Annotated in this window: 17 protein-coding genes and 1 tRNA gene; 4 read left to right on the top strand and 14 right to left on the bottom strand. The window is 36.1% G+C overall.

Going from position 1 to position 25,131, the window contains the following annotated elements:
* Positions 1–78: 78 nt before the first annotated feature.
* On the top strand, positions 79–1,086 hold the full coding sequence (locus KFZ70_RS03010; protein WP_139698913.1) for an IS30 family transposase: 1,008 nt from the start codon (positions 79–81) through the stop codon (positions 1,084–1,086).
* 71 nt (positions 1,087–1,157) lie between these two features.
* On the opposite strand, the gene KFZ70_RS03015 is transcribed toward KFZ70_RS03010, so the two are convergent.
* The 10 genes from KFZ70_RS03015 to KFZ70_RS03060 form a co-directional block, all read right to left on the bottom strand.
* On the bottom strand, positions 1,158–2,498 hold the full coding sequence (locus KFZ70_RS03015) for a cytochrome-c peroxidase (protein ID WP_139697265.1): 1,341 nt from the start codon (positions 2,496–2,498) through the stop codon (positions 1,158–1,160).
* A 172-nt stretch (positions 2,499–2,670) separates the two neighbouring features.
* The gene (ruvB, locus tag KFZ70_RS03020) at positions 2,671–3,693 is read right to left on the bottom strand and encodes a Holliday junction branch migration DNA helicase RuvB (RefSeq protein ID WP_139697263.1); all 1,023 of its coding nucleotides are present in this window, start codon (positions 3,691–3,693) and stop codon (positions 2,671–2,673) included.
* Between the two features lie 109 nt (positions 3,694–3,802).
* Positions 3,803–5,596, bottom strand: coding sequence for a cbb3-type cytochrome c oxidase subunit I (locus KFZ70_RS03025; RefSeq protein WP_139697261.1), 1,794 nt, complete (start codon positions 5,594–5,596; stop codon positions 3,803–3,805).
* A gap of 31 nt (positions 5,597–5,627) precedes the next feature.
* Entirely contained in the window at positions 5,628–6,695 is a 1,068-nt protein-coding gene (locus KFZ70_RS03030; protein WP_139697259.1) for a cytochrome c oxidase subunit II, read from the bottom strand.
* A 31-nt stretch (positions 6,696–6,726) separates the two neighbouring features.
* The gene (locus KFZ70_RS03035) at positions 6,727–8,079 is read right to left on the bottom strand and encodes a quinol:cytochrome C oxidoreductase (RefSeq protein ID WP_139697257.1); all 1,353 of its coding nucleotides are present in this window, start codon (positions 8,077–8,079) and stop codon (positions 6,727–6,729) included.
* A gap of 22 nt (positions 8,080–8,101) precedes the next feature.
* Complete coding sequence (locus KFZ70_RS03040; RefSeq protein ID WP_233244051.1) at positions 8,102–8,653, bottom strand: cytochrome c; 552 nt, start codon at positions 8,651–8,653, stop codon at positions 8,102–8,104.
* An 8-nt stretch (positions 8,654–8,661) separates the two neighbouring features.
* On the bottom strand, positions 8,662–9,192 hold the full coding sequence (locus KFZ70_RS03045) for a DUF3341 domain-containing protein (protein ID WP_139697255.1): 531 nt from the start codon (positions 9,190–9,192) through the stop codon (positions 8,662–8,664).
* A 9-nt stretch (positions 9,193–9,201) separates the two neighbouring features.
* The gene (gene nrfD / locus KFZ70_RS03050; protein ID WP_139697253.1) at positions 9,202–10,653 is read right to left on the bottom strand and encodes an NrfD/PsrC family molybdoenzyme membrane anchor subunit; all 1,452 of its coding nucleotides are present in this window, start codon (positions 10,651–10,653) and stop codon (positions 9,202–9,204) included.
* 28 nt (positions 10,654–10,681) lie between these two features.
* Positions 10,682–13,795 carry a TAT-variant-translocated molybdopterin oxidoreductase gene (locus tag KFZ70_RS03055; RefSeq protein WP_139697251.1) on the bottom strand — a complete coding sequence of 1,038 codons (3,114 nt, stop codon included), beginning with the start codon at positions 13,793–13,795 and terminating at the stop codon, positions 10,682–10,684.
* Positions 13,796–13,848: 53 nt separating this feature from the next.
* The gene (locus KFZ70_RS03060; RefSeq protein ID WP_139697249.1) at positions 13,849–15,144 is read right to left on the bottom strand and encodes a c-type cytochrome; all 1,296 of its coding nucleotides are present in this window, start codon (positions 15,142–15,144) and stop codon (positions 13,849–13,851) included.
* Positions 15,145–15,358: 214 nt separating this feature from the next.
* Between KFZ70_RS03060 and KFZ70_RS03065 the strand changes: the two genes are divergently transcribed.
* On the top strand, positions 15,359–15,742 hold the full coding sequence (locus tag KFZ70_RS03065; RefSeq protein ID WP_139697247.1) for an SPOR domain-containing protein: 384 nt from the start codon (positions 15,359–15,361) through the stop codon (positions 15,740–15,742).
* A 79-nt stretch (positions 15,743–15,821) separates the two neighbouring features.
* Here KFZ70_RS03065 and infB read toward each other — a convergent pair whose 3' ends face one another.
* The 3 genes from infB to rimP form a co-directional block, all read right to left on the bottom strand.
* Complete coding sequence (gene infB / locus KFZ70_RS03070; RefSeq protein ID WP_139697245.1) at positions 15,822–18,659, bottom strand: translation initiation factor IF-2; 2,838 nt, start codon at positions 18,657–18,659, stop codon at positions 15,822–15,824.
* A 79-nt stretch (positions 18,660–18,738) separates the two neighbouring features.
* Positions 18,739–19,971: a transcription termination factor NusA gene (nusA, locus tag KFZ70_RS03075; RefSeq protein WP_139697244.1), complete on the bottom strand. Its 1,233-nt coding sequence runs from the start codon at positions 19,969–19,971 to the stop codon at positions 18,739–18,741.
* A gap of 12 nt (positions 19,972–19,983) precedes the next feature.
* On the bottom strand, positions 19,984–20,445 hold the full coding sequence (gene rimP, locus KFZ70_RS03080; protein WP_139697242.1) for a ribosome assembly cofactor RimP: 462 nt from the start codon (positions 20,443–20,445) through the stop codon (positions 19,984–19,986).
* A 226-nt stretch (positions 20,446–20,671) separates the two neighbouring features.
* On the opposite strand from rimP, the gene KFZ70_RS03085 reads away from it, so the two are divergent.
* A complete protein-coding gene (locus tag KFZ70_RS03085) occupies positions 20,672–21,496 on the top strand; it encodes a universal stress protein (protein WP_139697240.1) in 825 nt (274 codons plus the stop codon).
* An 82-nt stretch (positions 21,497–21,578) separates the two neighbouring features.
* Here KFZ70_RS03085 and KFZ70_RS03090 read toward each other — a convergent pair.
* Positions 21,579–21,651 (bottom strand) — tRNA-Gln (locus KFZ70_RS03090).
* A 152-nt stretch (positions 21,652–21,803) separates the two neighbouring features.
* Between KFZ70_RS03090 and KFZ70_RS03095 the strand changes: the two genes are divergently transcribed.
* A complete protein-coding gene (locus KFZ70_RS03095; protein ID WP_139697238.1) occupies positions 21,804–25,118 on the top strand; it encodes a DUF2723 domain-containing protein in 3,315 nt (1,104 codons plus the stop codon).
* The last annotated feature ends 13 nt before the right edge of the window (positions 25,119–25,131 follow it).

Raw genomic sequence — 25,131 nt, forward strand, 5'->3', positions numbered from 1 at the left:
AATAAGTGCAACACGAATATTTAAAATAGATGGGGCTAGCCCCATCTATTTTAGGCTCAATATTTATATTCGTTTTGGATGAAACATTATAAACAATTGACCTTACCACAAAGGTATCAAATCTCTGCGTTATTAGATGCAGGAATAAGTATTACTCAAATAGCTAAAACAATAGGTTTTAATAAGAGTAGTATATCACGAGAATTAAAGAGGAATACACCAAGTAGAGGCCGAACATCTGGTAAATACTTGCCAGAACACGCCCATCAAAAGACAAATGACAGGCATTGTACCAAAACAAAGTCTATAGCGTTGACAGATCAGCTTAAAGAACGTATTGCTGGATTAATGGAATATGAGAAATGGAGCCCAGAACTCATAGCTAAAAGACTTGCTAAAGAAGCTGAAACCTGCGTGAGTCACGAGACTATTTATAAATGGATATGGACTGCAAAACATAGCAATCATAGAAAACACAAACGCTACAAGAACCTTTACAAACACCTACGCCATACAGGTAGAAGGCAAAAAAGGAACAATGTAAAGGATAAACGAGGTGCAATAACAGGGCGCGTAGGCATAGATAAACGTCCCCAGGTCGTAAACCAACGTTCTCGCATTGGAGATATAGAAGTAGATTTAATGATGGGAAGCAACCACAAATCAGCGTTATTAGTAATGACAGATAGAACAACATTGATAACTATGATAGAAAAACTGGGTAGTAAAAATGCAGATGAAGTCTATCAAAAAATGAGTAAAAGACTCACAAACTTTAACTCATCTTGGATAAAGACCATAACTTTTGATAATGGAAAAGAATTTGCACAACACAATAAAATAGCGAAAGACTTAAATGTAAAAACATACTTTACAAGACCATATACCTCTCAGGATAAAGGAACAGTAGAAAATAGAATAGGCGTTATAAGAAGGTTTTTTCCAAAGAAAACAGACCTTAGAGAAGTATCAATCAAAAGAATAAAAGAAGTTGAAAAATTACTAAATTACAGACCTATTAGAAAGTTTAATTATAATAACCCTATTGAAGTCCTAAATAATAAGTGTGTTGCACTTATGGGTTGAACTCAGCCTTCTATTTAAAACTCTAAACTACAATTTTTGATTTACTTATTTTGTGCGATGCAACTTTAAAATTAATTGCACCCCATATCCTCAGAAGATTGGGCATCTGCGTTGATTAAGCAATTACCTGAAGGTAAACTTTCGGGCTGATAACGCATTAATTTTGAATCATATAACGAGTTTTCAATAAACAGTGCTATCAAATCTACCTCATGTTCTGACAAACCTAGAGGAACAAATAAAGAAGACAACTTATTTAAAGGTACTTCCGCATTTTCAGCTACACCTTTATTCTTATAAGTAACCACTTCTTTTACCGAACTAAAACTTCCTCCATGGCCTAAAAATTCAACATCTTTAAGATTGTACAATTGTGGCGTTTTAAACTTAAAATTATCTTCTTCTTTACCCGTAAAACCTCCTCTTCCTTTTCGAGTAGCCTCATCAATATCATTGAACACGTTTTCTCCAGCTAAATCATTCATCCCTAAAGCATGAAAGCTCATGCCGTTTAAACCAGGACCAGAGTGACATATGTAGCACTTAGCCTTATCAAAAAACAACAATGCCCCAGCCAATTCTTCATTACTCATGGCTTTAACATCCCCCTTAAGCCATTTTTGAAAAGGCGCTTCATTTGGCAATACAGTTCTTTCATAAGCAGCAATAGCTAAACCTGCATTTGTTTTACTATAGCGTATTTCCTCCAGATCATTAGGAAAGGCCTCATCAAACAAATCTATATAATTAGCATTATACAAAATATTTTTATCAACCATCATTCTATGAACACCAAGTCCTGCGATAGCCTGAGTTTCTACGCCTTCAAAACCTAAGGTATTCGTTTCTTTTGGTGTTCCTGGTGTCCAACTAGCTTCTGTTCCTGCATTCATTCCCTTAGCTCCAAATTGACCATTCCATAGCATAACTTCTTGATATGCGGCATTAAGAATGCTGGGAGATCTAATAGGTTGCACATCAATTTCATTTGCTTCATAGGTTGAAGATTTAACTCTGTCTTCACCATGAATACCAAAACCTATGCCTCCTTCTCCAATACCTTGTATGATTCCACTTTGAAATCCGGCAGCAGCATGATGACAACTGGCACATGAATAGGTACCCATACCTTCTTCTTTAGTTGGATTCAAAGCTAATGCCGTTTCGTGATATAAAAACTTTCCTAATTTTACCTTAGCCGAAGTAAGAGGATTTTTAACATCACTTGGGATAGCGGTAAAATCATTAGAAGCTGGTAGCTCTAAAGATTCTAATGAACCATATAAATCAATTAAGCGGTTTTCTAAATTTTCCTGTAAAGGTGTAGGTGTGTAGTAATCATGATCGTTTTCACATGCGCTTAATATTAACATTAATATTACCAATAGAATATAGTAGTTTGGGCTTCTCATGGCATAAAGATTTAGATTTGTTAAAAGTATCTTAAAGCAAAACTAACACCTTTATTACATACCTTACAAAATTGCAGATAATTAGCCAATATATTTGTTATGTTACCGCTAATTCGACCAACGACATATGATCTTCTACAAACGGCTTAAGAGATTTTAAAAATATACTATTTTAGAAAAGTCCGCCCTGTATAGATCCTTTTATTCTCCCCAAATGTTTATAAGCTTGTTCGGTAACCTCTCTTCCTCTAGGGGTTCGCATAATAAATCCTTGTTGAATTAAGAAGGGTTCATAAACTTCTTCAATAGTCTCAGGACTCTCGCTCACAGCAGTGGCAATTGTTGTAATCCCCACTGGACCTCCTTTAAACTTATCAATTATAGTAGATAGTATTTTATTATCCATCTCATCGAGCCCATGTGCATCTACATTTAAGGCTTCTAACGCATATTTGGCAATCCTTATATCAATATCACCATTGCCTTTTATTTGAGCAAAATCACGAACCCGGCGCAACAAGGCGTTGGCAATACGAGGCGTTCCTCTACTTCTACCTGCAATTTCAATAGCCGCTTGCATAGAGATAGGCACATCTAAAATACTTGCACTGCGTTGAATAATGGTAGTCAATAAATCAGTTTTGTAATATTGAAGTCGGCTCTGAATCCCAAATCGCGCTCGCATTGGCGATGTTAACAAACCCGACCGTGTGGTAGCTCCTACTAAAGTAAATGGATTTAAATTAATTTGAACAGTTCTGGCATTTGGTCCTGTTTCAATCATGATATCAATCTTATAATCTTCCATAGCCGAATACAAATATTCTTCTACAATAGGACTTAATCGATGAATCTCATCAATAAACAGCACATCACGCTCTTCAAGATTAGTAAGCAACCCTGCCAAATCACCTGGCTTATCTAAAACAGGCCCTGAAGTTACTTTTATACCAACATTAAGTTCATTAGCCAAAATATGTGCCAAGGTGGTTTTGCCTAAGCCAGGAGGACCATGAAATAATGTGTGATCTAAAGCTTCTGTTCGCAAATTAGCCGCTTGAACAAACACTTGTAAATTCTCCAACACCTGATCCTGCCCTGTAAAGTCGTGAAACACTAACGGTCTTAACTTTCTTTCTACGTCAAATTCTTCTGGTGAAAAATTATTATTTGTTGGATCTAAATTTTCATTCATGGCAACATCATCTTAAATAAACTATTGAACCCTTTGATTAAAACAAATATAAACAAAAAGCCTTTCCTAAATCAGGAAAGGCCTTATATGTATACTTAGCATATTATAATTAATGGTGTAACTCTTCTTCCCCTTCTTTTAACGGGACTATTTGAGGTACAAAATCAACATCATGACCTGGTTTACTATAGTCATAAGCCCAACGGTGTACATGAGGAATGTCCCCTGGCCAGTTACCATGAATATGCTCTACTGGGGTGGTCCATTCTAATGTTGTGGATCTCCATGGGTTTTGTGTTGCTTTCTTTCCAAAGTAAATACTAGAAAAGAAGTTATATAAGTACACTATTTGAACAATACCTCCAATCAGTGCAAATATGGTAATTACAACGTTAACATTCGCTAGATCGTCAAATAACGGAAAATTTGAATTTGTGTAATATCTTCGTGGTAAACCAGCCATACCTATAAAGTGCATAGGAAAGAACACACCGTAAGCACAAATAGCTGTTAACCAAAAGTGAATATAACCTAAGTTTTTATTTAACATACGTCCATACATTTTAGGGAACCAATGGTAAATACCTGCAAACATACCATACAATGCAGATATACCCATTACTAAGTGGAAGTGAGCCACAACAAAATAGGTATCGTGTACATTAATATCTAAGGCACTATCCCCTAAAATGATTCCTGTTAAACCTCCAGTAATGAATGTTGATACAAATCCAATAGAGAATAACATTGCTGGATTCATTTGTAAGTTTCCTTTCCAAAGGGTTGTTATCCAGTTGAAGGCTTTTACAGCTGATGGAATAGCAATTAATAATGTTGTAAAGGTAAATACAGATCCTAAGAAAGGATTCATTCCTGAAACGAACATATGGTGCCCCCATACTATTGTTGATAAGAAGGCAATAGCTAAAATAGAAGCAATCATGGCACGGTATCCGAAAATTGGTTTACGTGAATTAGAGGCCATAATTTCTGACACTAGACCCATAGCCGGTAAAATCACAATGTAAACTTCAGGGTGACCTAAGAACCAGAATAAGTGTTCAAATAAAACAGGTGAACCTCCTTGATAATGTAATACCTCCCCTTGAATGAAAATATCTGATAAGAAAAATGACGTACCAAAACTTCTATCCATAATCAATAACAAAGCAGCAGATAATAATACAGGGAATGAAATCACCCCAATAATTGCTGTTACAAAGAATGCCCAAATGGTTAAAGGCAGTCTTGTCATGGTCATACCTTTTGTACGTAAGTTAAGTACTGTAACAATATAGTTTAGAGAACCAAGTAATGATGAAGCAATGAAAATAGCCATAGACACTAACCATAACGTCATACCCATACCAGAACCTCCTTGAGCCATAGGCAGGGCACTTAACGGTGGATAAATAGTCCACCCAGCGGCAGCAGGACCTGCTTCAACAAACAATGAGATAACCATGATAACACTTGAAAGGAAAAACAACCAATAAGATACCATGTTTAAGAAGCCTGATGCCATATCACGTGCACCAATTTGTAATGGAATTAACAAATTACTAAATGTACCACTAAGACCAGCCGTAAGTACAAAGAATACCATGATAGTTCCATGAATGGTTACTAATGCCAAATAGATATCAGCATCCATAACGCCATCAGGAGCCCATTTACCCAGTAAAGCTTCAAATAATACATTTGGTTGTTCTGGCCATGCAATTTGCATACGGAACATTAAAGACATTAATACCCCAATAACCCCCATAATAGTACCTGTAACCAAATACTGTTTAGCAATCATTTTATGATCTTGACTAAAAATATATTTAGTGACAAACGTCTCTTTATGATGATGTCCGTGGTCTTCGGCGTGAGCGTGAGTATCTGCGTGTGCTGACATAATCTTGTTTCGTTTTTCTTTTTAAAATTAATTAGTTAATTAAAGAGTTTTTGAATTCTTTCTGCTCTTTAATCCAAGCATCATATTCTTCTTGAGTTTCAACAACGATCTTCATTTGCATGTTGTAATGTGATTTACCACAAATTTTATTACAAATCAATAAATAATCAAACTCATAGCGCTCTAAAGCTTCTTCTCCTTTAGCCACCAACGGTTTGCTGTTTTCAACTCTTATATCGTTAATTCTGTTTACCTTCTCTTGCATGTCAGGATTCTGACGCATATCGGCTGTAGTTACAGTTGGCGTGAAACCAAATTGGGTAATCATACCTGGAACGCAGTTCATTTGTGCTCTAAAATGTGGCATATAAGCGGAGTGTAAAACATCTTGAGAACGCATTTTAAATAATACTGGTTTCCCAACCGGTAAGTGTAGTTCAGTAGTAATGATATCATCCTGAGCATTAGGATCAGATTCATCTAAACCTAAGATATTAGCGCGGTCAATATCAATTAAACGTACGTTAGCTTTTCCTAATGTATTATCAGCTCCAGCATATCTGGCCTTCCAGTTAAATTGTTGTGCATATAATTCAACCACTAATGGATCATCGCTTTCATCAACTCCCATGATGTTAATCCACGTGTTCAATCCGTAAATAATTAAGCCCGCTAATACAATTACAGGAATGATGGTCCAAATAGCCTCTAACTTATTATTATCTGCAAAGAACAGTGCTTTTTTGCCTTTTTCACCTTTGTATTTAAACGCAAAGTAGTGTAATAAAAACTGCGTTACAGTTTGCACAAAAAAGATGATAACTAATGAGGTAATCATTAACCCATCTATGGTTGGTCCGTGCTCTGAAGCCGCATTGGATAGTAACGGTAAATCACCCCATTTTACAACACAAACAATGGTAATTACATAAATGAAAGCTAAGAACCCCATCATTAAGTAACCATTCATGGTATTGTCATTATCTGTAGCAACTTGAGCATTTTCCACTTTGGCCTGCGCCAAGTCAAAAATCTTTACCATTTGCCAAATGGCAATTAAAATAAATACTAAAACTGTAATTGTTAATAAAGCAGTCATATTATCGTGTTCGTCTTTATTTAAATCTTAATTAATAATGAAAATCTTCACTTTCTTTTCTTAGCGGATAGCCTTTAACAAGCAATGGTGCTTTTGTAAGTGCTGTAAACACTACAAAAATGAACAATCCTGCGAAAAGTAAAATGGCGCTAATTTCTGGAATACCTATAAACCATCTATCTCCAACAGTAGCAGGCATTATCATATTAAATATATCAACGTAATGCCCAAATAATATTACTAGACCTGTCATTACAACAAACCAAGGAATACGTTTGTAATCAGCATTCATTAACATTAGTATTGGGAATACAAAGTTTAAAACTACCATACCTAAGAACGGTAATTTATAATCATTAAAGCGCGCTATAAAATAGGTTACTTCCTCTGGAATATTTGAATACCAAATCAACATGAATTGTGAGAACCATAAATAGGTCCAGAAAATACTCATGGCAAACATAAACTTAGCTACATCATGTAAGTGATTCTCATTTACAAACTCCAAATACCCTCTAGATTTTAAATAAATAGAAATTAAGGCAATAACTGTAATACCACTTACAAACATACTAGCAAACACATACCATCCAAATAAGGTAGAAAACCAGTGCGGATCAACACTCATAATCCAATCCCAAGACATCATAGATTCGGTATAAATAAAGAATACTAAGAATGCTGCAGAAATACGGAATGACTTTTTAAAGTTACTTTTATCTTCGGCGGTATCTTGAGCGATAGAGAACTTTCTAGAAAAATGACGGTATAAAACCCATCCTCCTATAAATATAAGACCTCTAATTATAAAGCCTGTTAAATTTAACCAACCTGATTTTCCTTGAATTAATTTATCATGAGCTACTACATCAGGATCCATCCAAACAAATAAGTTATAGTGTCCTATAGTTCCAGAGGCTACGGCAATAGCTAAAACAATTAACGCTCCAGGTAATAGATAAGCGGTGATACCTTCCATTACCCGAAATAATACTGGTGACCATCCTGCTTGTGATGCAATTTGAATAGCATAAAATGCTAATACACCTAAGGCAATCATCATAAAGAAAAAGGCAGCTACATATAATGCCGACCAAGGTCTGTTAGCTATTTGATGTTGTACATGCTCAACGTGTTTAGCATGTGCATCAACTTCAGCATGAGCCTCCTCACCATGTGAGTTAACAGTTGCATGTGCTCCATGACTAGCTTCGTCATGCGCTACTTCTGCATGACCACCTTCATGATGCGATTCTTCTGCCAACAAGTGCTCAACCTCTTCAAAAGATTTATGAGATGTCATAAAACCATAACCCACACCTAATGCTCCTAAAATAATTAGAATGAAGGAAAATGTTCTTAATTTATTTGAAAATGTATACATATCTATAGTAATCTTATCAATCTTATTTTTCTAAATCTGCTTTCAACTGTAAAACATATGACACAACTTGCCAACGCTCTTCTTCGTTAAGCTGGTTAGCATACGATCCCATGGCGTTTTTCCCGTAATAGATGGTATGGTAGATGCTACCTTCATTGATAGCTCTCCCTGCATCGTCATAACTAGGAATACCTAATATTTTTTCTCTTTTTACTAAGTTACCTTGTCCGTTACCCTTTGTACCATGGCAAATACCACAATAAATATCATAAAGTTCTTTCCCTCTAACAAAATCTACTTGTGTTGAATCTAAAGGACTTTTTAAAGTTTCTTTTGCCAACGCATAACCTTCTGTTGAATTTTCAATATCAAAAGGTACGAATCCTCTAGGTACTGTACCTTCAGCAGGTAACTGTGCTTCAACCCCATTAGGAAATGCCGCTTCACCATACGTTTCATATCCAGCAGACTCATACATATTTGGCATGAATTGATAGTTTGGCGCTGTTTTCTTATTACAAGAAACGCCTACAAAAACAACTGCTATTACTACTATTTTAATTAAGCTTTTCATGTTCTCTATTAATGGGCTTTATCTACTAAATTAACTTCTACGGCTCCAGTATCTTTTAATAAACCTACTAAGGCTTCCTCATTTCCATGAACGGCAATTTCCATTAAGAAATGATCATCCGTGGTTCTGGGATCAGGATTTTCAGATTTCTTAAATGGCCACATTCTGCTACGTAAGTAAAATGTAATTACCATTAAATGCGCTGCGAAAAATACCGTTAACTCAAACATGATAGGCACAAATGCCGGCATGTTTTCAATGTAACTAAAACTTGGTTTACCACCAATGTTTTGTGGCCAATCTTCAATCATGATAAAATTCATCATGGTGATAGCCACCGTTAAGCCAACCAACCCATATAAAAAAGCGGTGATAGCAATACGTGTTGGTGCTAATCCCATGGCACGATCTAGTCCGTGAACAGGAAATGGTGTATAAACCTCTTCTATATGATGTTTTTCTGCCTTAACCTTTTTTACAGCAGACATCAAAATATCATCGTCTGTATAAATAGCGTGAATTACTTTTGAAGCTTCCATATGCTACTTTTAGTTTTGTGTTTCTTTATTAATGTCTCCTGAAGTTCTAGCATCAGCACCAGTTCCTACTAAACTTTTACCAGCTTCTCTTAAGTTTTTATACTTGTCTCCTGAAGATTTTAAAATCGTTTTAACCTCTGCCTGTGCAATTACAGGGAATGTTCTAGAGTATAATAAGAACAATACAAAGAAGAATCCAATTGTTCCTATAAATATACCTATATCTACAAATGTAGGTGAGAACATCGTCCAAGATGATGGTAAATAATCACGGTGCAACGAGGTTACAATAATTACAAAACGCTCAAACCACATACCTATGTTTACCACAATTGAGATAAAGAATGAGAACATAATACTCGTTCTAAGTTTTTTGAACCACATAAACTGCGGCGAGAACACGTTACAAGTCATCATTGCCCAGTAAGCCCACCAGTAAGGCCCTGTTGCTCTATTTAAGAAGGCATACTGCTCATACTCCACTCCAGAATACCATGCAATAAATAACTCTGTAATATAAGCCACACCTACTATAGAACCTGTAATCATAATTACAATGTTCATTAATTCAATATGTTGTACAGTAATATAATCTTCTAGATTACATACTTTTCTCATAATAATAAGTAAAGTGTTTACCATGGCGAATCCAGAGAATACCGCACCTGCAACGAAATACGGCGGGAAGATGGTTGTATGCCATCCAGGTATAACCGATGTTGCGAAGTCAAACGATACAATGGTATGTACAGAAAGTACTAAAGGGGTTGCTAAACCAGCCAGTACCAAAGATACTTCTTCAAAACGTTGCCAATCTTTAGCTCTACCAGACCATCCGAAACTCAATAAAGCGTATATTTTCTTTTGGAACGGTTTTATAGCACGGTCACGTAACATTGCAAAGTCAGGTAATAACCCCGTCCACCAGAATACTAATGAAACTGATAAATAGGTTGAGATTGCAAATACATCCCAAAGTAATGGTGAATTAAAGTTTACCCATAAAGAACCAAATTGGTTAGGTATAGGTAACACCCAGTACCCTAACCATGGGCGACCCATGTGAATGATTGGGAATAATCCCGCTTGAACTACCGAGAAGATAGTCATCGCCTCTGCCGAACGGTTAATGGCCATTCTCCATTTCTGACGGAATAATAAAAGTACCGCTGAGATAAGGGTTCCTGCGTGACCAATACCAACCCACCAAACGAAGTTAGTAATATCCCAAGCCCATCCAACGGTCTTGTTTAACCCCCAAGTTCCAATACCTGTAGATATGGTATATAAAATACATCCGATTCCCCAAAGGAAAGCGACCAGTGAAATACCAAAAACTATCCACCATTGTTTGTTTGCTTTTCCTTCAACAGGCCTTGCTACATCCACAGTAACGTCGTGGTATGATTTGTTACCTGTAACTAAAGGTCTTCTAATAGGTGCTTCGTAATGAGACGCCATAATTATATAATTGATTCTTTAATTAGATTTATGCTTCTGTTGTATTTCTCACTTTTGTTTGATACTGCACGTTTGGTTTTGTTCCAACATGCTCTAACAAGTGATACATACGGTTATCTTCTTTCAGTTTTGCAACTTTACTGTCTTTATCATTGATATCGCCAAATACCATAGCACCACTGCTACAAGCTGCAGAACATGCTGTTTGGAATTCACCATCTTTAATTTCGCGTCCGTCACGTTTAGCATCAAGAATTGTTTTCTGTGTCATTTGAATACACATAGAACATTTTTCCATAACACCACGAGAGCGCACAACAACATCAGGATTTAATACCATACGTCCTAAATCATCATTCATATGATAATCGAACTCATCATTTCCGTTATACAAGAACCAGTTAAAACGACGTACTTTATAAGGACAGTTGTTAGCACAGTATCTTGTACCTACACAACGGTTATAAGCCATATGATTTTGACCTTGACGCCCATGCGATGTAGCTGCAACTGGGCAAACTGTTTCACAAGGTGCATGGTTACAATGCTGACACATTACAGGTTGGAATGCCACCTGAGGATTATCAGAAGCATGCTCCATTTCACCAAATTCACTCAATGAACTTCCTAAACCAGAAATGTTATCTTTCTTCTCATTATCACCCTCAAAAGACACTTCAGATGAGTAATACCTATCGATACGTAACCAATGCATATCACGACTACGACGCACTTCAGATTTACCTACAACAGGCACATTGTTTTCAGCGTGACAAGCAATCACACAAGCCCCACATCCAGTACAAGCATTTAAGTCAATTGACAAGTTGAAGTGATGTCCTATTGAACGATCAAACTCATCCCATAAATCAACTTCTGGAGATGTTACAGGTGTTTCTTCATGATTTAAAGACACTACAGGTACAGCATTCCAGTGTTTTTTATCTTTAGTATTGAATATCTCTAAAGTGGTTTCTTTAACAATATCACCACGTCCCATTAAAGTATTGTGCAACTGAACAGACGCAAACTCATGTTCACCTGACGCCGCCTCAATAGTTACATTCTGAACGTTATTGAAATTGTGGTATAATGCATAAGCATTAACACCTGTTTGCATTTCTTCTTTTAAACCAGCCGTTCTACCATATCCAAATGATAAACCAACAGTCCCTTTAGCCTGACCAGGTTGAATCATAACAGGCGCTTTGATGGTCACACCGTTTACAGTAACGTTAGCATAGCTACCGTTTAAGGCACCGTTAGCAACGTGCTTATTCATTAAGCCTAACTCATCAGCATCTGCTTTAGATACTGTTAAGTAGTTATCCCAAGAGGTTCGTGTGATAGGGTCTGGAAACTCTTGTAACCAAGGGTTATTGGCTTGTTGCCCATCACCCATACCTGTTTTAGTATAAAGGGTTAACTCTAATCCGTTTGACTTTGCACTTGAAACCAATGCGCTAGCCGCTGCAGCCGGAGCTATAGCTTCAGCCATTTCCGGATTAGTTGTTTTATCTTCTAAAGTATCAATGGCATCTAGCTCAGCTACTTCACTAACATAAAACCCATCATGCAAAGCCTGATTAAATGAAGCCCCGTTAAGGATATCCTCATTCCAGATTGTCTTGATGTAATCGCTGTAAGATTGACTGTTGTTTGTCCATGCTAACAAAGCGTCTTGAAACTGTCTTGTATCAAACAATGGACGAATAGCAGGTTGTGTTAAGGCATAGTGCCCTACTTTAATTTCAACGTCTCCCCAAGACTCTAAGTAATGAGGTGCTGCCGCAATATATTGTGTTTGTGTAGACGTTTCATCTTCTTTCATTGAAAACGCTACAGATAATTGTACTTTCTTTAATCCTTCAGTAAAATCAGAAGCATTTGGTAGGGTATATACCGGATTTACCCCGCTCATAATGATGGCTCCAACTTTACCAGCTTTCATGTCTTCTACTAACTGTGTAACAGCTTGCGCATTACCTTCCTTGGTTTTTAAAGCCGTTTTAGGACTGAAGGCTTTACTTGTTAAATACTCATTAAGTTCTAAAACTACAGTTTGCGCGTTTACATCCTGAATTCCAGTAACAATAACACCTTTACTTCCAGCCTTTTTTAACTGAGCAGCCGCACTTTTCACTGCTGCTTCAACTTGCTCTGGCAAACCACTTACTGAAACATTATTTCCAGTAACTAAGCTATAAATCTTAGCAAGGGCTAATTTTTGTTGTGTTGGTGTTAAAGGCACACGTTTATCAGCATTAGCACCAGTTAAAGACATATTTGACTCAAACTGTATATGACGCGACATTTTACCATGATCTGGAATTCTATTTTTAGAATACCCTGCATCAAAGCCTCCGCCTTGCCAATCTCCTAAGAAATCAGCTCCAACAGAAACAATAGTCATAGCTTCAGAAAAATCATAATCGGCCAATCCTCTTTTACCGTATTTCTTTTGAAATGCGTCTGCCGCTGCCGATTCTGAAACAGCATCGTAAACCACATGACGTACATTACCATACTCTTCATTAAAATCTGCAATCAAATTTCTTGTTGACGGACTAGCAAAAGTTTGTGTAAGAAGTACTATTTCTTTATCAGATCCTTTCAAACTAGTTAAAGCCTTTGTAGTTTCTGCATTAAATGCATCCCAAGAAATTGAGGCGCCTTCCTTTTTAGGTCCCTGTACTCTTAAACTATCATACAAACCTAAAACTGAAGCATTGACTCTGGCATTAGCACTTCCATGAGTCGTAGCCAAGTTATTATTTTCAATTTTAATTGGACGACCTTCACGGGTTTTAACTAAAACACTTGCAAAATCAAAACCATCAGCAATAGTTGTTGCATAATAATTTGCAACACCAGGAATGATTTCTGTTGGCTGAACAACGTAAGGAATAGACTTTTTCACAGGTCCTTCACAAGCCGCTAAAGTGGCAGCTGCTGTACTAAAACCAACATACTTTAAGAAATCGCGACGGGTTGTGGCTGTAGACTCTAGAGTGTCTTTATCTCCTAAGAACTCATCCGTAGGAATCTCAGATACAAACTCGTTTTGTTTTAGCGTCTCAACAATAGAGCTGTTCTCGTTTAGCTCTTCAACACTTTTCCAGTATTTCTTGTTTGATGACATATTATATAATTGAATTACTTCTTAATTAATTTATTGTTTCTTTCATGAAACGTTTAGTAGTGACACTTACCACATTCCAGACCACCCATTTGAGCAGCAGTCAAGTTATCCACACCATACTTCTTAGACAATTCTTCATGAATTTTCTCGTAGTAACCGTTATCTTTCACGTCAACATTAGTCTCTCTATGACAATTAATACACCAACCCATAGTTAATGGCGCATGTTGATACATGATTTCCATTTCTTCAACTGGCCCGTGACAGGTTTGACATTCAACACCAGCTACAGTTACGTGTTGTGAGTGATTGAAGTAAGCAAAATCAGGTAAATTATGAATACGCACCCATTTTACAGGTTTAGAATCACCTGTATACTTTTGCTCTGCATCATCCCATCCAGCAGCAGCATATAGTTTTTTAATCTCACCATCATAAAATTCTTTTGAATACTCTGGTGTTGTTTCTCCATTGTACTCATAAATTGACTTATGACAATTCATACAAACATTCAATGATGGAATTCCTGATGTTTTACTAACTCTAGCCGAAGAATGGCAATATTTACAATCAACACCATTATCTCCCGCATGAACTTTATGCGAAAAATGGATTGGTTGCACTGGTTGATATCCTTGATCAACACCTACCTGCATCAAATAACCATAAGCAAAATAAGCACTAGACAACAAGAAGAAGATAGCCACCACAATCATTAAGAATTGATTCTCAACAAAAGCTTTCCACAATGGTTTTCTACCAGTTTCAAGTTCTAACTCAATATTTTTAGCCGCCGCAAATCTCCGTAAGGTTTTATTAACCAAATACAGACCAAGCGCCAATAAAATAAATAGAATAGCTAAGGCTCCAAGAATAATCTCATTTGAAATACCACCAGAAGCTTGCGTTGTTTGTGCAGCAGCTCCTGTTGCAGCAGCTTGGGCAGCAGGCGCTTTTTTCTCTTCAGCAGTATAGGCTAAAATGTTATTTATATCCTCATCTGATAATTGCGGAAACGCAGTCATAGCTGCTCCCCCAAACTCATTATACACTTTGTTTGCATAAGCATCACCAGACTTAATTAAACCTGAACTATTACGAATCCAAGAATACAGCCAGTCTCTATCTAAACCCTGCTCGTCAGACAAACGCGACTCAACCTGTCGTAAGGCAGGCCCTGTCATCTTCTTATCTAATTGATGACAAGCAGCACAATTGGCATTAAATAAAGATTTTCCTTTTGCTGGATCTCCTTCTTGAGCAGAAAGAGAGGTTGTAAACGCTAATAATACAATTAAGCCTAAACGAAGAAAGTTTCTGCTTGACTTTCGGTGAATCACCTTTTTCATATTGTGGTTAAATTAACTTCTTAATTTTGGTATGACTTTTGTCATTTAATAAATAAAAAAATCACACGTATAAAATGTGTGGCAAAAGTAATATTTAAAGTCGATTTCCAAAATACTAACTGAATGTTAACAGTTAATTTAGAGAGATTCTAAATAATAAAATAACCACGTTTTAAGTTTAATACTTTTACATTTGCATAAATACAATTAATATATGATTTCAACTAAATTAAAAAGTATAATTCTTCTATTTTTCTGCATATTTATTAGCCATTTAGAAAGTTATGCGCAACAAGGAGAGGTTGCTATACATCAGGACAAAAGCATAGAAAAACTCATGCGTATTAAAAAAGAGCTGAACAAAAGTGATTCTGAACGCTATAAAATTCAAATATATTCAGGCAATCGTTCTGATGCCTATGAAGCTCAAAAAGAATTTAAAGATGCTTTTGAAAATTGGCCTTCTATTATTCAATATGAAACGCCTAATTTTAAAATTTGGGCTGGCAACTTCAGAACACGATTGGAAGCAGATAGAGCCTTAAAACAAATTAAAGGCAAATTCCCTGCAGCATTTATTTTCAGACCTAAAAAGTAGCATTTTTTTGAGGTTTTTTAAAACAAAAAAGCAACCTAAATGGTTGCTTTTTTGTTCTCTCTTATTTTTTAACTATGGCTTATTTAAGCTTCTTTTTAACTTCAACTTCATGGAAGGCTTCCACAATATCACCTTCTTTAATGTCGTTGTAATTTTTAATTTGCATACCACAGTCGTAACCTTTAGTCACTTCTTTAACATCATCTTTAAAACGTTTTAATGACGCTAATTCACCTGTAAACACAACAACACCATCTCTAATCAATCGTACTCCAGAACTTCTCATGATCTTACCGCTGGTTACCATACAGCCTGCAATACTTCCTATTTTAGACACTTTAAATATTTCTCTTATTTCAGCAGTACCCGTAATCTCTTCTTTTAGTTCTGGCGACAACATGCCCTCCATTGCGTCTTTCAGATCATTTATAGCATCATAAATAATAGAATAGGTTCTAATATCTATTTCTTCTCTATCAGCGGTTGCTCTAGCATTTCCAACAGGACGCACATTAAATCCAACAATAATAGCATCTGAGGCCGAAGCTAATAGCACGTCACTTTCTGTAATAGCTCCTACGCCTTTATGTAAAATATTCACTTGAATTTCTTCCGTTGATAATTTCTGGAACGAATCAGTAAGCGCTTCAACCGAACCATCTACATCGCCTTTAAGAATAATATTTAACTCTTGGAAGTCTCCTAATGCAATTCTACGTCCAATTTCATCAAGTGTAATATGTCTCTGTGTTCTTACAGATTGCTCTCTTTGAAGTTGTGCACGTTTAGCGGCAATTTGCTTAGCTTCACGCTCATCTTCAAATACATTAAACTTATCACCAGCTTGTGGTGCACCATCTAAACCTAAAATAGATACAGGTGTTGATGGCCCCGCTTCCACTACGTCATTCCCTCGTTCATCGTGCATAGCCTTTACTTTACCACTATGCTGGCCCGCTAATACATAATCACCAACTCTTAAGGTTCCTGCCTGCACCAGAATTGTTGACACGTAACCACGCCCTTTATCTAAAAATGCCTCTACAACAGTACCTGTTGCAGGTTTATTAGGATTAGCTTTAAGCTCTAATAATTCAGCTTCAAGCAACACTTTTTCTAATAATTCATTAACGCCCGTTCCGAATTTAGCGGAAATATCATGCGACTGAATTTTTCCACCCCAGTCTTCAACTAATAAATTCATTTGTGCCAAGCCTTCCTTAATTCTATCAGGGTTAGCATCTGGTTTATCAATTTTATTAATAGCAAACACAATAGGAACTCCTGCTGCCTGAGCATGCGAAATAGCCTCTTTTGTTTGTGGCATAATATCATCATCTGCTGCTGCTACAATAATCGCAATATCGGTCACTTGAGCACCACGAGCACGCATTGCTGTAAAAGCCTCGTGACCCGGTGTATCTAAAAAGGCGATTTTTTGTCCGTTCTCCAACTTTACCCCGTAAGCTCCAATATGCTGTGTAATACCACCAGACTCACCAGCAATTACATTTTCCTCTCGGATATAATCCAATAGCGATGTTTTACCATGATCCACGTGTCCCATAACAGTAACAATTGGAGCCCTTGGTTTTAAATCTTCTGGCTTATCTTTAACTTCTTCAATAGACTCTTCAATATCAGCTGTTACAAATTCTACTTTATAACCAAACTCTTCAGCTACAATAGATAAAGTTTCAGCATCTAAGCGCTGATTCATGGTCACCATCATACCAAGAGACATACAAGCAGATATGATTTGTGTTACGCTAACATCCATCATCGTAGCCATTTCACTTGCTGTTACAAATTCTGTAACCTTAAGTATTTTGCTTTCTGCTGCTTCTAATTGTTGATCAAGCTCAGATTGTTCTCTATGCTGATCTCGTTTATCTCTTCTGTATTTAGCCCCTTTTCCTTTACTGGATTTACCTTGAAGTTTTTCTAGTGTTTCGCGCACTTGTCTTTTTACATCTTCTTCACTAGGCTCTTCTTTAACAATATTTCTTCGTCCTTTTCCTTTAAAACGATCGTTTCCGCCTGCTTTATTCTGTCCACCAGGACGTTGTTGATTTCCTCCCGGTCTATTCTGTCCGCCAGCATTGGCGGCCCCAGCTTTACTGATACGACGACGCTTTTTCTTAGGTGCGTCATCTTTCTTATCATCAGCTTTTTTGTCTTCTTTCTTCTTTTTAGGTTTGTTAAACTGAGATAAATCTATTTTATCACCTGCAATTTTGGGTCCTGTAAGTTTTTGATATTGTGTCTTTACCCTTTCCTCTGGAATCACATTACCTTCATCATCCAACTTGGTAAGTGCTTTTGGTTTTTCTTCTTCCTTTGGCAAAGTTGCCTCTGGCATGGGCACTTCAACAGGCTTTTCTGTTGGTTTTTCTACAGGCGTTTCTATATTTTGAGCAACTGGCTTCACTGCAATTTTTGGCGCTTTAGCCTTAATAATTTCCTCCTTCACAGGTTGCTGTTCTACTGGCTTTTCAACAGGTTCTTCTTTCTTTTCTTCAATTGGTTTTTGCTCCTCTACCTTCTTCTTGGAATCTAAATCAATTTTTCCAACTGTTTTAAGTCCAGATAGGCTTTTAGACGCTTTAACTACCTCTTGTTGTTTTGCTAATTCTATGGCTTCTTGGGCTTTTTGCTTAGCTTCTAACTCCTGTTCACGTTTAATACGTAAGTCCTCCTTTTCTTTCTGCTTCGCTTCACCTACTTCTTGCGATCTCATTTTTTTACTCGCGTCTGTTTCAAATTCATCAGATAGAATATCATAGGTATCCTGAGAAATTTTTGTAGTTGGACGCTTCTCTATAGAAATGCCTTTTGAATCTAAAAATTCAACCGCACGATCTAGAGAGATATTAAGTTCGCGTAATACTTTATTTAATCTAATTGTTTCAGCCATAAATTGCCTTTAAAATACTCAAATATATACATTACCCGCTTGAGGGCATAACATTAATGCAAAACTGCACTTTTATTTATTATTCTTCAAATTCTTCTTTAAGAATTCTAATCACATCATAAATAGTTTCTTCTTCTAAATCTGTTCGTTTTACCAAATCGTTCACATCAAGTTCTAAAATACTTTTTGCGGTATCTAAACCTGCTTTACTAAACTCTTGAATAATCCAATCTTCAATCTCATCAGAAAACTCTCTTAACTCAACATCTTCCTCGGCACCTTCTCTAAACACATCAATTTCATATCCTGTTAACTGACCTGCTAATCGGATGTTATGACCACCTCTACCAATGGCTTTACTCACCTCTTCAGGTTTTAGGATAACCTCAGCATGTTTCGTTTCTTCATTAATTTTAATAGATGTTACTCTTGCTGGGCTTAATGCTCTGGTAATAAACAACTGCAAGTTATTAGTATAGTTAATAACATCAATATTTTCATTACCTAATTCACGCACAATACCATGAATTCTTGAACCTTTCATACCTACACAAGCACCAACAGGATCTATTCTATCATCATAAGAGTCTACCGCTACTTTAGCTTTTTCTCCTGGTATTCTTACTACATTTTTAATGGTAATTAAACCATCAAAAACTTCTGGGATTTCTTGTTCAAACAACTTCTCTAAAAACAATGGTGAGGTTCTTGACATAATGATCGTAGGTTTTGCTCCTTTAAGCTCTACACTATCAATCACACCTCTTACGTTATCTCCTTTTCTAAAGAAATCTGAAGGAATCTGCTTGTCTTTTGGCAAAACAATCTCGTTACCTTCATCATCTAGTAAAATAACAGCTCTGTGACGAATATGGTGCACCTCAGCTGTATAAATCTCTCCTACTAAATCTTTAAATTGTTTATAAATGATGGTATTGTCGTGTTCATGAATCTTAGAGATTAGGTTTTGACGTAAGGCCAAAATAGCTCGTCTCCCTAAATCTATAAGCTTAACTTCTTCAGACACATCTTCTCCAACTTCAAAATCTGGCTCAATTTTTCTGGCTTCTGATAAAGAAATTTCCTGATTTTCATCCTCTACTTCACCATCAGCAACAACAATTCTATTTCTCCAAATTTCTAAATCACCTTTATCAGGGTTTACAATAATATCGAAATTATCATCATCGCCATACTTCTTTTTTAGGGCACTTCTAAATACGTCTTCTAAAATTGCCATTAACGTTACTCTGTCAATTAGCTTATCGTCTTTGAATTCTGAAAAAGATTCAATTAACGCGACATTCTCCATATCTCTTTTAAATTAAAATTTAATCATAACTTTTGCTTCAATAATATCTTCAAAAGGAATTACGGCTTCCTTTTTAACAGTTACCTTGCCCTTACCTACGGGTTTTGGTTCTCTGGCCTTCCACTCAAGAGTAATAGTTTCTTCAGTTGCTTGAGTAAGCGTTCCTTCTATTTCTTTAGAAGCTGTTTTCACCTTAAGCGTTCTATTTTTATTTTTGTTGTATTGACGTTTATGCACCAGTGGTGATGAAGCTCCTGCCGACATGACTTCTAAAGAGAAATCTTCTTCTTCCCTGTCTAAATTATGCTCAATAGCTCTACTTATCTGAATACAATCTTCAACTAAAACCCCTTGATCACCATCAATAATCACTTTAATATTATTTTCGGTATTTATAGAAAAATCGATCAAAAATAAATCTTGACGCTCAGTCAATCCGGCTTCTAATAATTCTTTGACTTTGGTTTTAAACATTTTTAGTATAAAAAGAGGGGACTTTCCGTCCCCTCATATTCTTAATTTCGCCTTTCAACGGTGCAAATATATAACATTTTATTGATTTTTAAAGGAATAATTCATAAATTTAAATACATCAAGATACAGAAGTTCAACAAAATAAAGGTGATTCGTAAAAAACACATCAACAGCACTTTTTCACTATTATGACTTTGATTTTAAACCAACCTAACTCTTAAAACGCATGAAAAAAATTTTAGTTCCTACCGATTTTTCCCCTCAGGCTGAAAACGCCTTAAAAGTTGCAGCACAATTAGCAAAACAACACTCATGCGACATTTATTTGTTACACATGCTAGAAATCCCTTTACAAGAAATTGACCCCTTAGGTGCACAAAGCGCACTTCCTGAAGCTATTTTCTTTATGAAATTAGCTAATAAAAAATTTGAAACCTTAAAAAACAAACCCTTTTTAAAAGATATTAATATTCATGAATTGGTTGATTTTCGTGAGGTTTTTAAAGGCATATTCCAAACCTGTAAAAAAGAAGATATAGACTTGATTATTATGGGGTCAAATGGCGTCAATGGTCTAAGAGAACTGCTTATTGGTAGCAATACTGAAAAAGTGGTTAGAACATCAGAAACACCTGTTCTGGTCATTAAAAAAGAACACCCAACTTTTAAAGTAAACCATTTTGTTTTTGCTTCAGATTTTAAAAAGGAATGCTTACCTGCTTTCAAAAAAGCCTTAACCTTTGCGAAGCTATTTCAAGCCAAACTACATTTACTTATGGTGAATACCCCCAACAAATTTACAGTGTCAGCCACATCTCACGAACGCATGGCGCATTTTATTAAAGACACCTCGCTAAGAGATTGCTCTATGAATATTTATAATGATATGACTATAGAAAAAGGCATTATGAATTTCTCCCAATCTATTGGCGCCGATTTAATTGGTATGAGCACCCATGGCAGACAAGGTATCTCACATTTCTTTAATGGTAGTATTAGTGAAGACTTGGTAAACCACGCAAAACGCCCTGTTATGACTTTTAAAATTTAAACTCAAAAAGCATTAGCGTGTTCATTAACCAGATAAAAACAAAAAGTCCCTACTAAAAAGCAAGGACTTCATTCAATTTCTGTTGGCCTACTAGGGCTCGAACCTAGACTCTTCTGGACCAAAACCAGACGTGTTGCCAGTTACACCATAGGCCATTGTGTAATTGAGGGTGCAAATTTAGTACAAAGTTTTATTTTCGCAAGTTTTTTTTAAAAAAAATATTTACCAAGGCTTAAGGTTTACTTAAAAACATTTGCAGTACCATATTTATTGTTAAATTCGCCATTGCAAATAAATATTACGTTACATGGCACATTTTGACTATAAAAAATGGAATACCATTTTAGGTTGGTTCTCTTTTTTAATAGCATTTATAACCTATAGCTTAACCGTTGAACCTACCGTAAGTTTCTGGGATGCTGGCGAGTATATATTAACCTCTTCAAAGCTTCAAGTGGGGCATCCACCAGGAGCGCCGCTGTTCCAAATGCTCGGCGCATTCTTCTCCATATTTGCCCTTGAGCCTTCCCAAATAGGCGTTATGATGAACATGATGAGTGCTGCGGCTAGTGCGTTTACTATTTTGTTTATGTTCTGGACTATCACACTGTTGTTAACAAGACTTGTTAATCATGAAAAGCCTCTTTCACCAGGAAAAGCCATGGCTATTTTGGGTAGTGGCCTTGTTGGAAGCTTAGCTTTTACTTTTACCGATTCATTCTGGTTTAATGCTGTAGAAACCGAAGTATATGCCTTAGCCACCTTAATTATGTCTGTTCTTTTTTGGTTGGGTTTACGATGGGAACAAGATATGGACAAACCCAGAGGAAACCGTTGGCTCATTTTAATCGCTTTTATCATTGGACTTTCTTTTGGTGTGCATTTTATGGGATTATTAACTATTCCTGCTATTGGTTTACTCTATTATTTTAAGAATTATAAAACCATTACCTTAAAAAACTTTATTATTGCTAATGTGGTTTCGGTGGGTGTTTTATTGTTTGTATTTAAACTGCTTGCTCCAAATATTCTTAAAATATTCAGTGCCTTTGAAATCTTTTTCATCAATACTATTGGCCTTCCTTTTAATTCAGGATCTATCATAGCAGGCATCACTCTAGTGGCGGTTATTTTCTATGCCTTAAAATATACCAGACAAAAAAATTATGTGCATTTAAATACCGCTATTCTTTGTATCACCTTTATTATTATTGGTTTTTCTACATGGTTAATGCTTCCTATTAGAGCCAATGCTAATGTAGTTATTAATGAGAATAACCCTGATAGTGCCAGAGAACTTTTAGCGTACTATAACTTAGAGCAATACCCTGAGACCCATTTGTTTTATGGACCTCAGTTTACCGATCAGTATGCCTATTTAGATGAGAACAATCCTTACATTGATGACAAACCCAACTATGAAAAGGATGAACAAAAAGGCAAATATGTCATTGTAAATGATTACAAAAACGCAAAGCAAAACTATAACTCAAAGCATGCCTCAATTCTACCACGCATGTGGAGTCCAGAGCATGCCGAAAATTATATGATGTTTTCTGGTTTTTTAAATTTTAAATTGAAGTCAGAATATCAAATGGAAAACGAATTGCGTTCTGCTGTTGCCAATTTTAAAAACGACGTAGCAAAAGGCAATATAGATTATGAAGATTACCATAACTTCTTAAGACAGTTTAAAGATTATATAGACATTGAAAAACCGTCATTAGCAAGTAATATCAGATATCTTTTTGAATACCAATTAGGTTATATGTATTGGCGCTATTTTATGTGGAATTTTTCAGGGAGACAAGATGATATTCAAGGAAGATATGACAACCACGGCAACTGGATTTCTGGAATAAAGTTCATTGACGAATGGCATTTAGGACTCTCTCAAGACAACTTACCAAGCGATGTAAAAAACAATAAAGCCAGAAACACTTATTATATGCTTCCGCTTATTTTAGGGCTATTAGGATTTTTCTTTTTATTTAATACAGACAAAAACCGATTCTGGGTGATGCTTGTATTTTTTCTGTTTACGGGTATTGCCATTCAGGTATACACCAATGTAAGACCTTTTGAACCGCGAGAACGGGATTATTCTGTAGTAGGATCGTTTTATGTATTTTCTATTTGGATTGGATTTGGTGTTTATGCTATTTACAACACCGTTAAAAATATGCTTCCTAAAAAGCTCGCTGCTTCAATAATCACCATAGTATGCTTAATTTTAGTACCAGGCATTTTAGCTGCAAATAACTGGGATGACCATGACCGTTCAGGCAAACATACCGCCAATGCCATGGCTAAAAAATACCTCGATTCTTGTGCCGAAAACGGCATCTTATTTACCATTGGCGATAATGACACCTTTGCGCTTTGGTATGCTCAAGAAATTGAAGGCTACCGTACAGATGTTCGGGTGGTAAATACCAGTTTATTTCAAACCGATTGGTATATCGATCAAATGAAACGCAAAGCTTATGAGAGCGACCCCATACCATCACAACTTACACATGAAAATTACCGTTATGGCACCAATGATTATATTATCATTTCAGAAGTTACAAAAGATACCATAACCGTAAAAGAAGCTTTAAATTTTATTCAAAGCAACAACCCTAAAACAAAATACAAATACGTGTTACAGCAACAGGGTGTAGATTTAAACAAAGTAAGAAGCCAAGATGCCAATGCTACTTACTTACCATCAAGGCATTTAAGAATTCCTGTTAACACAGATAACGTATTAAAATCGGGTATTGTAAAACCAAAGGATGCAAACCAAATTGTACCGTATATTGATATAAATATACAAGGCAGTGCGCTTTATAAAAACCGATTATTGATGCTTGATGTGGTTGCCAATAACGATTGGAAACGCCCTATATACTTTACGGGTGGAAGTTTTGGTGATGATGATTACATCTGGATGAAGGACTACCTTCAACTAGATGGCATGTGTTACAAACTAGTACCAATAAAAACTCCTGTTGATAGAGCAAATCCGTTTGATATGGGTCGTGTAGATAGCGATTTGATGTATGAAAAAGTTAAAAACTGGGATTGGGGCAATAGTGGCAGTCCAGATATTTATCACGACGTAGAAACCAGAAAAAACTCTATTACTTACAGAGGCAACTTAGCCCGTTTGGCAGAGCAACTAATAAACGAAAACAAACTTGATAAAGCTGAAGAAGTAGCCGATATAGCGATGGAAAACATGCCTGTTGAATATTATGGGTATTACACACTTTTAGAGCCCTACATTGGTATATACTATGAAGTTAAAAATAAAGAAAAAGCACAACGATTGTTTAAAGCAGTTTCTAAAAAATATCAAGAAAACTTGTATTACTACAGCCAATTGAGTGTAGAAAATCAAGAACGTTTATTTGAAGATATTTATACAGATATTCAGCGCTATAAAGCTTTAGTGGATCTGCTCATAAAATACGACATTGACTTTGCTGAAACCGAAGGAGAAATCTTTAACAATCATTTAAGGGCTTTTAAACATTTTTATGGTCCAGACGAACCAGAAGACATTATTGAAAAACCTGAGTTAGACATTCAAAATGATAGTGCGCCGCAAATAGAAGCAGATAGTTCACTTTAAAACCATAGATTAA

Origin of the sequence: Allotamlana fucoidanivorans (assembly GCF_045788535.1) — a bacterium.
Lineage (GTDB): Bacteria > Bacteroidota > Bacteroidia > Flavobacteriales > Flavobacteriaceae > Allotamlana > Allotamlana fucoidanivorans.

What these genes read in the sequence shown, in the direction of transcription:
- KFZ70_RS03010 (WP_139698913.1), top strand. Translation starts at nt 79, where the DNA reads ATGAAACATTATAAACAATTGACCTTACCACAAAGGTATCAAATCTCT.
- KFZ70_RS03015 (WP_139697265.1), bottom strand. Translation starts at nt 2,498, where the DNA reads ATGAGAAGCCCAAACTACTATATTCTATTGGTAATATTAATGTTAATA.
- ruvB (WP_139697263.1), bottom strand. Translation starts at nt 3,693, where the DNA reads ATGAATGAAAATTTAGATCCAACAAATAATAATTTTTCACCAGAAGAA.
- KFZ70_RS03025 (WP_139697261.1), bottom strand. Translation starts at nt 5,596, where the DNA reads ATGTCAGCACACGCAGATACTCACGCTCACGCCGAAGACCACGGACAT.
- KFZ70_RS03030 (WP_139697259.1), bottom strand. Translation starts at nt 6,695, where the DNA reads ATGACTGCTTTATTAACAATTACAGTTTTAGTATTTATTTTAATTGCC.
- KFZ70_RS03035 (WP_139697257.1), bottom strand. Translation starts at nt 8,079, where the DNA reads ATGTATACATTTTCAAATAAATTAAGAACATTTTCCTTCATTCTAATT.
- KFZ70_RS03040 (WP_233244051.1), bottom strand. Translation starts at nt 8,653, where the DNA reads ATGAAAAGCTTAATTAAAATAGTAGTAATAGCAGTTGTTTTTGTAGGC.
- KFZ70_RS03045 (WP_139697255.1), bottom strand. Translation starts at nt 9,192, where the DNA reads ATGGAAGCTTCAAAAGTAATTCACGCTATTTATACAGACGATGATATT.
- nrfD (WP_139697253.1), bottom strand. Translation starts at nt 10,653, where the DNA reads ATGGCGTCTCATTACGAAGCACCTATTAGAAGACCTTTAGTTACAGGT.
- KFZ70_RS03055 (WP_139697251.1), bottom strand. Translation starts at nt 13,795, where the DNA reads ATGTCATCAAACAAGAAATACTGGAAAAGTGTTGAAGAGCTAAACGAG.
- KFZ70_RS03060 (WP_139697249.1), bottom strand. Translation starts at nt 15,144, where the DNA reads ATGAAAAAGGTGATTCACCGAAAGTCAAGCAGAAACTTTCTTCGTTTA.
- KFZ70_RS03065 (WP_139697247.1), top strand. Translation starts at nt 15,359, where the DNA reads ATGATTTCAACTAAATTAAAAAGTATAATTCTTCTATTTTTCTGCATA.
- infB (WP_139697245.1), bottom strand. Translation starts at nt 18,659, where the DNA reads ATGGCTGAAACAATTAGATTAAATAAAGTATTACGCGAACTTAATATC.
- nusA (WP_139697244.1), bottom strand. Translation starts at nt 19,971, where the DNA reads ATGGAGAATGTCGCGTTAATTGAATCTTTTTCAGAATTCAAAGACGAT.
- rimP (WP_139697242.1), bottom strand. Translation starts at nt 20,445, where the DNA reads ATGTTTAAAACCAAAGTCAAAGAATTATTAGAAGCCGGATTGACTGAG.
- KFZ70_RS03085 (WP_139697240.1), top strand. Translation starts at nt 20,672, where the DNA reads ATGAAAAAAATTTTAGTTCCTACCGATTTTTCCCCTCAGGCTGAAAAC.
- KFZ70_RS03095 (WP_139697238.1), top strand. Translation starts at nt 21,804, where the DNA reads ATGGCACATTTTGACTATAAAAAATGGAATACCATTTTAGGTTGGTTC.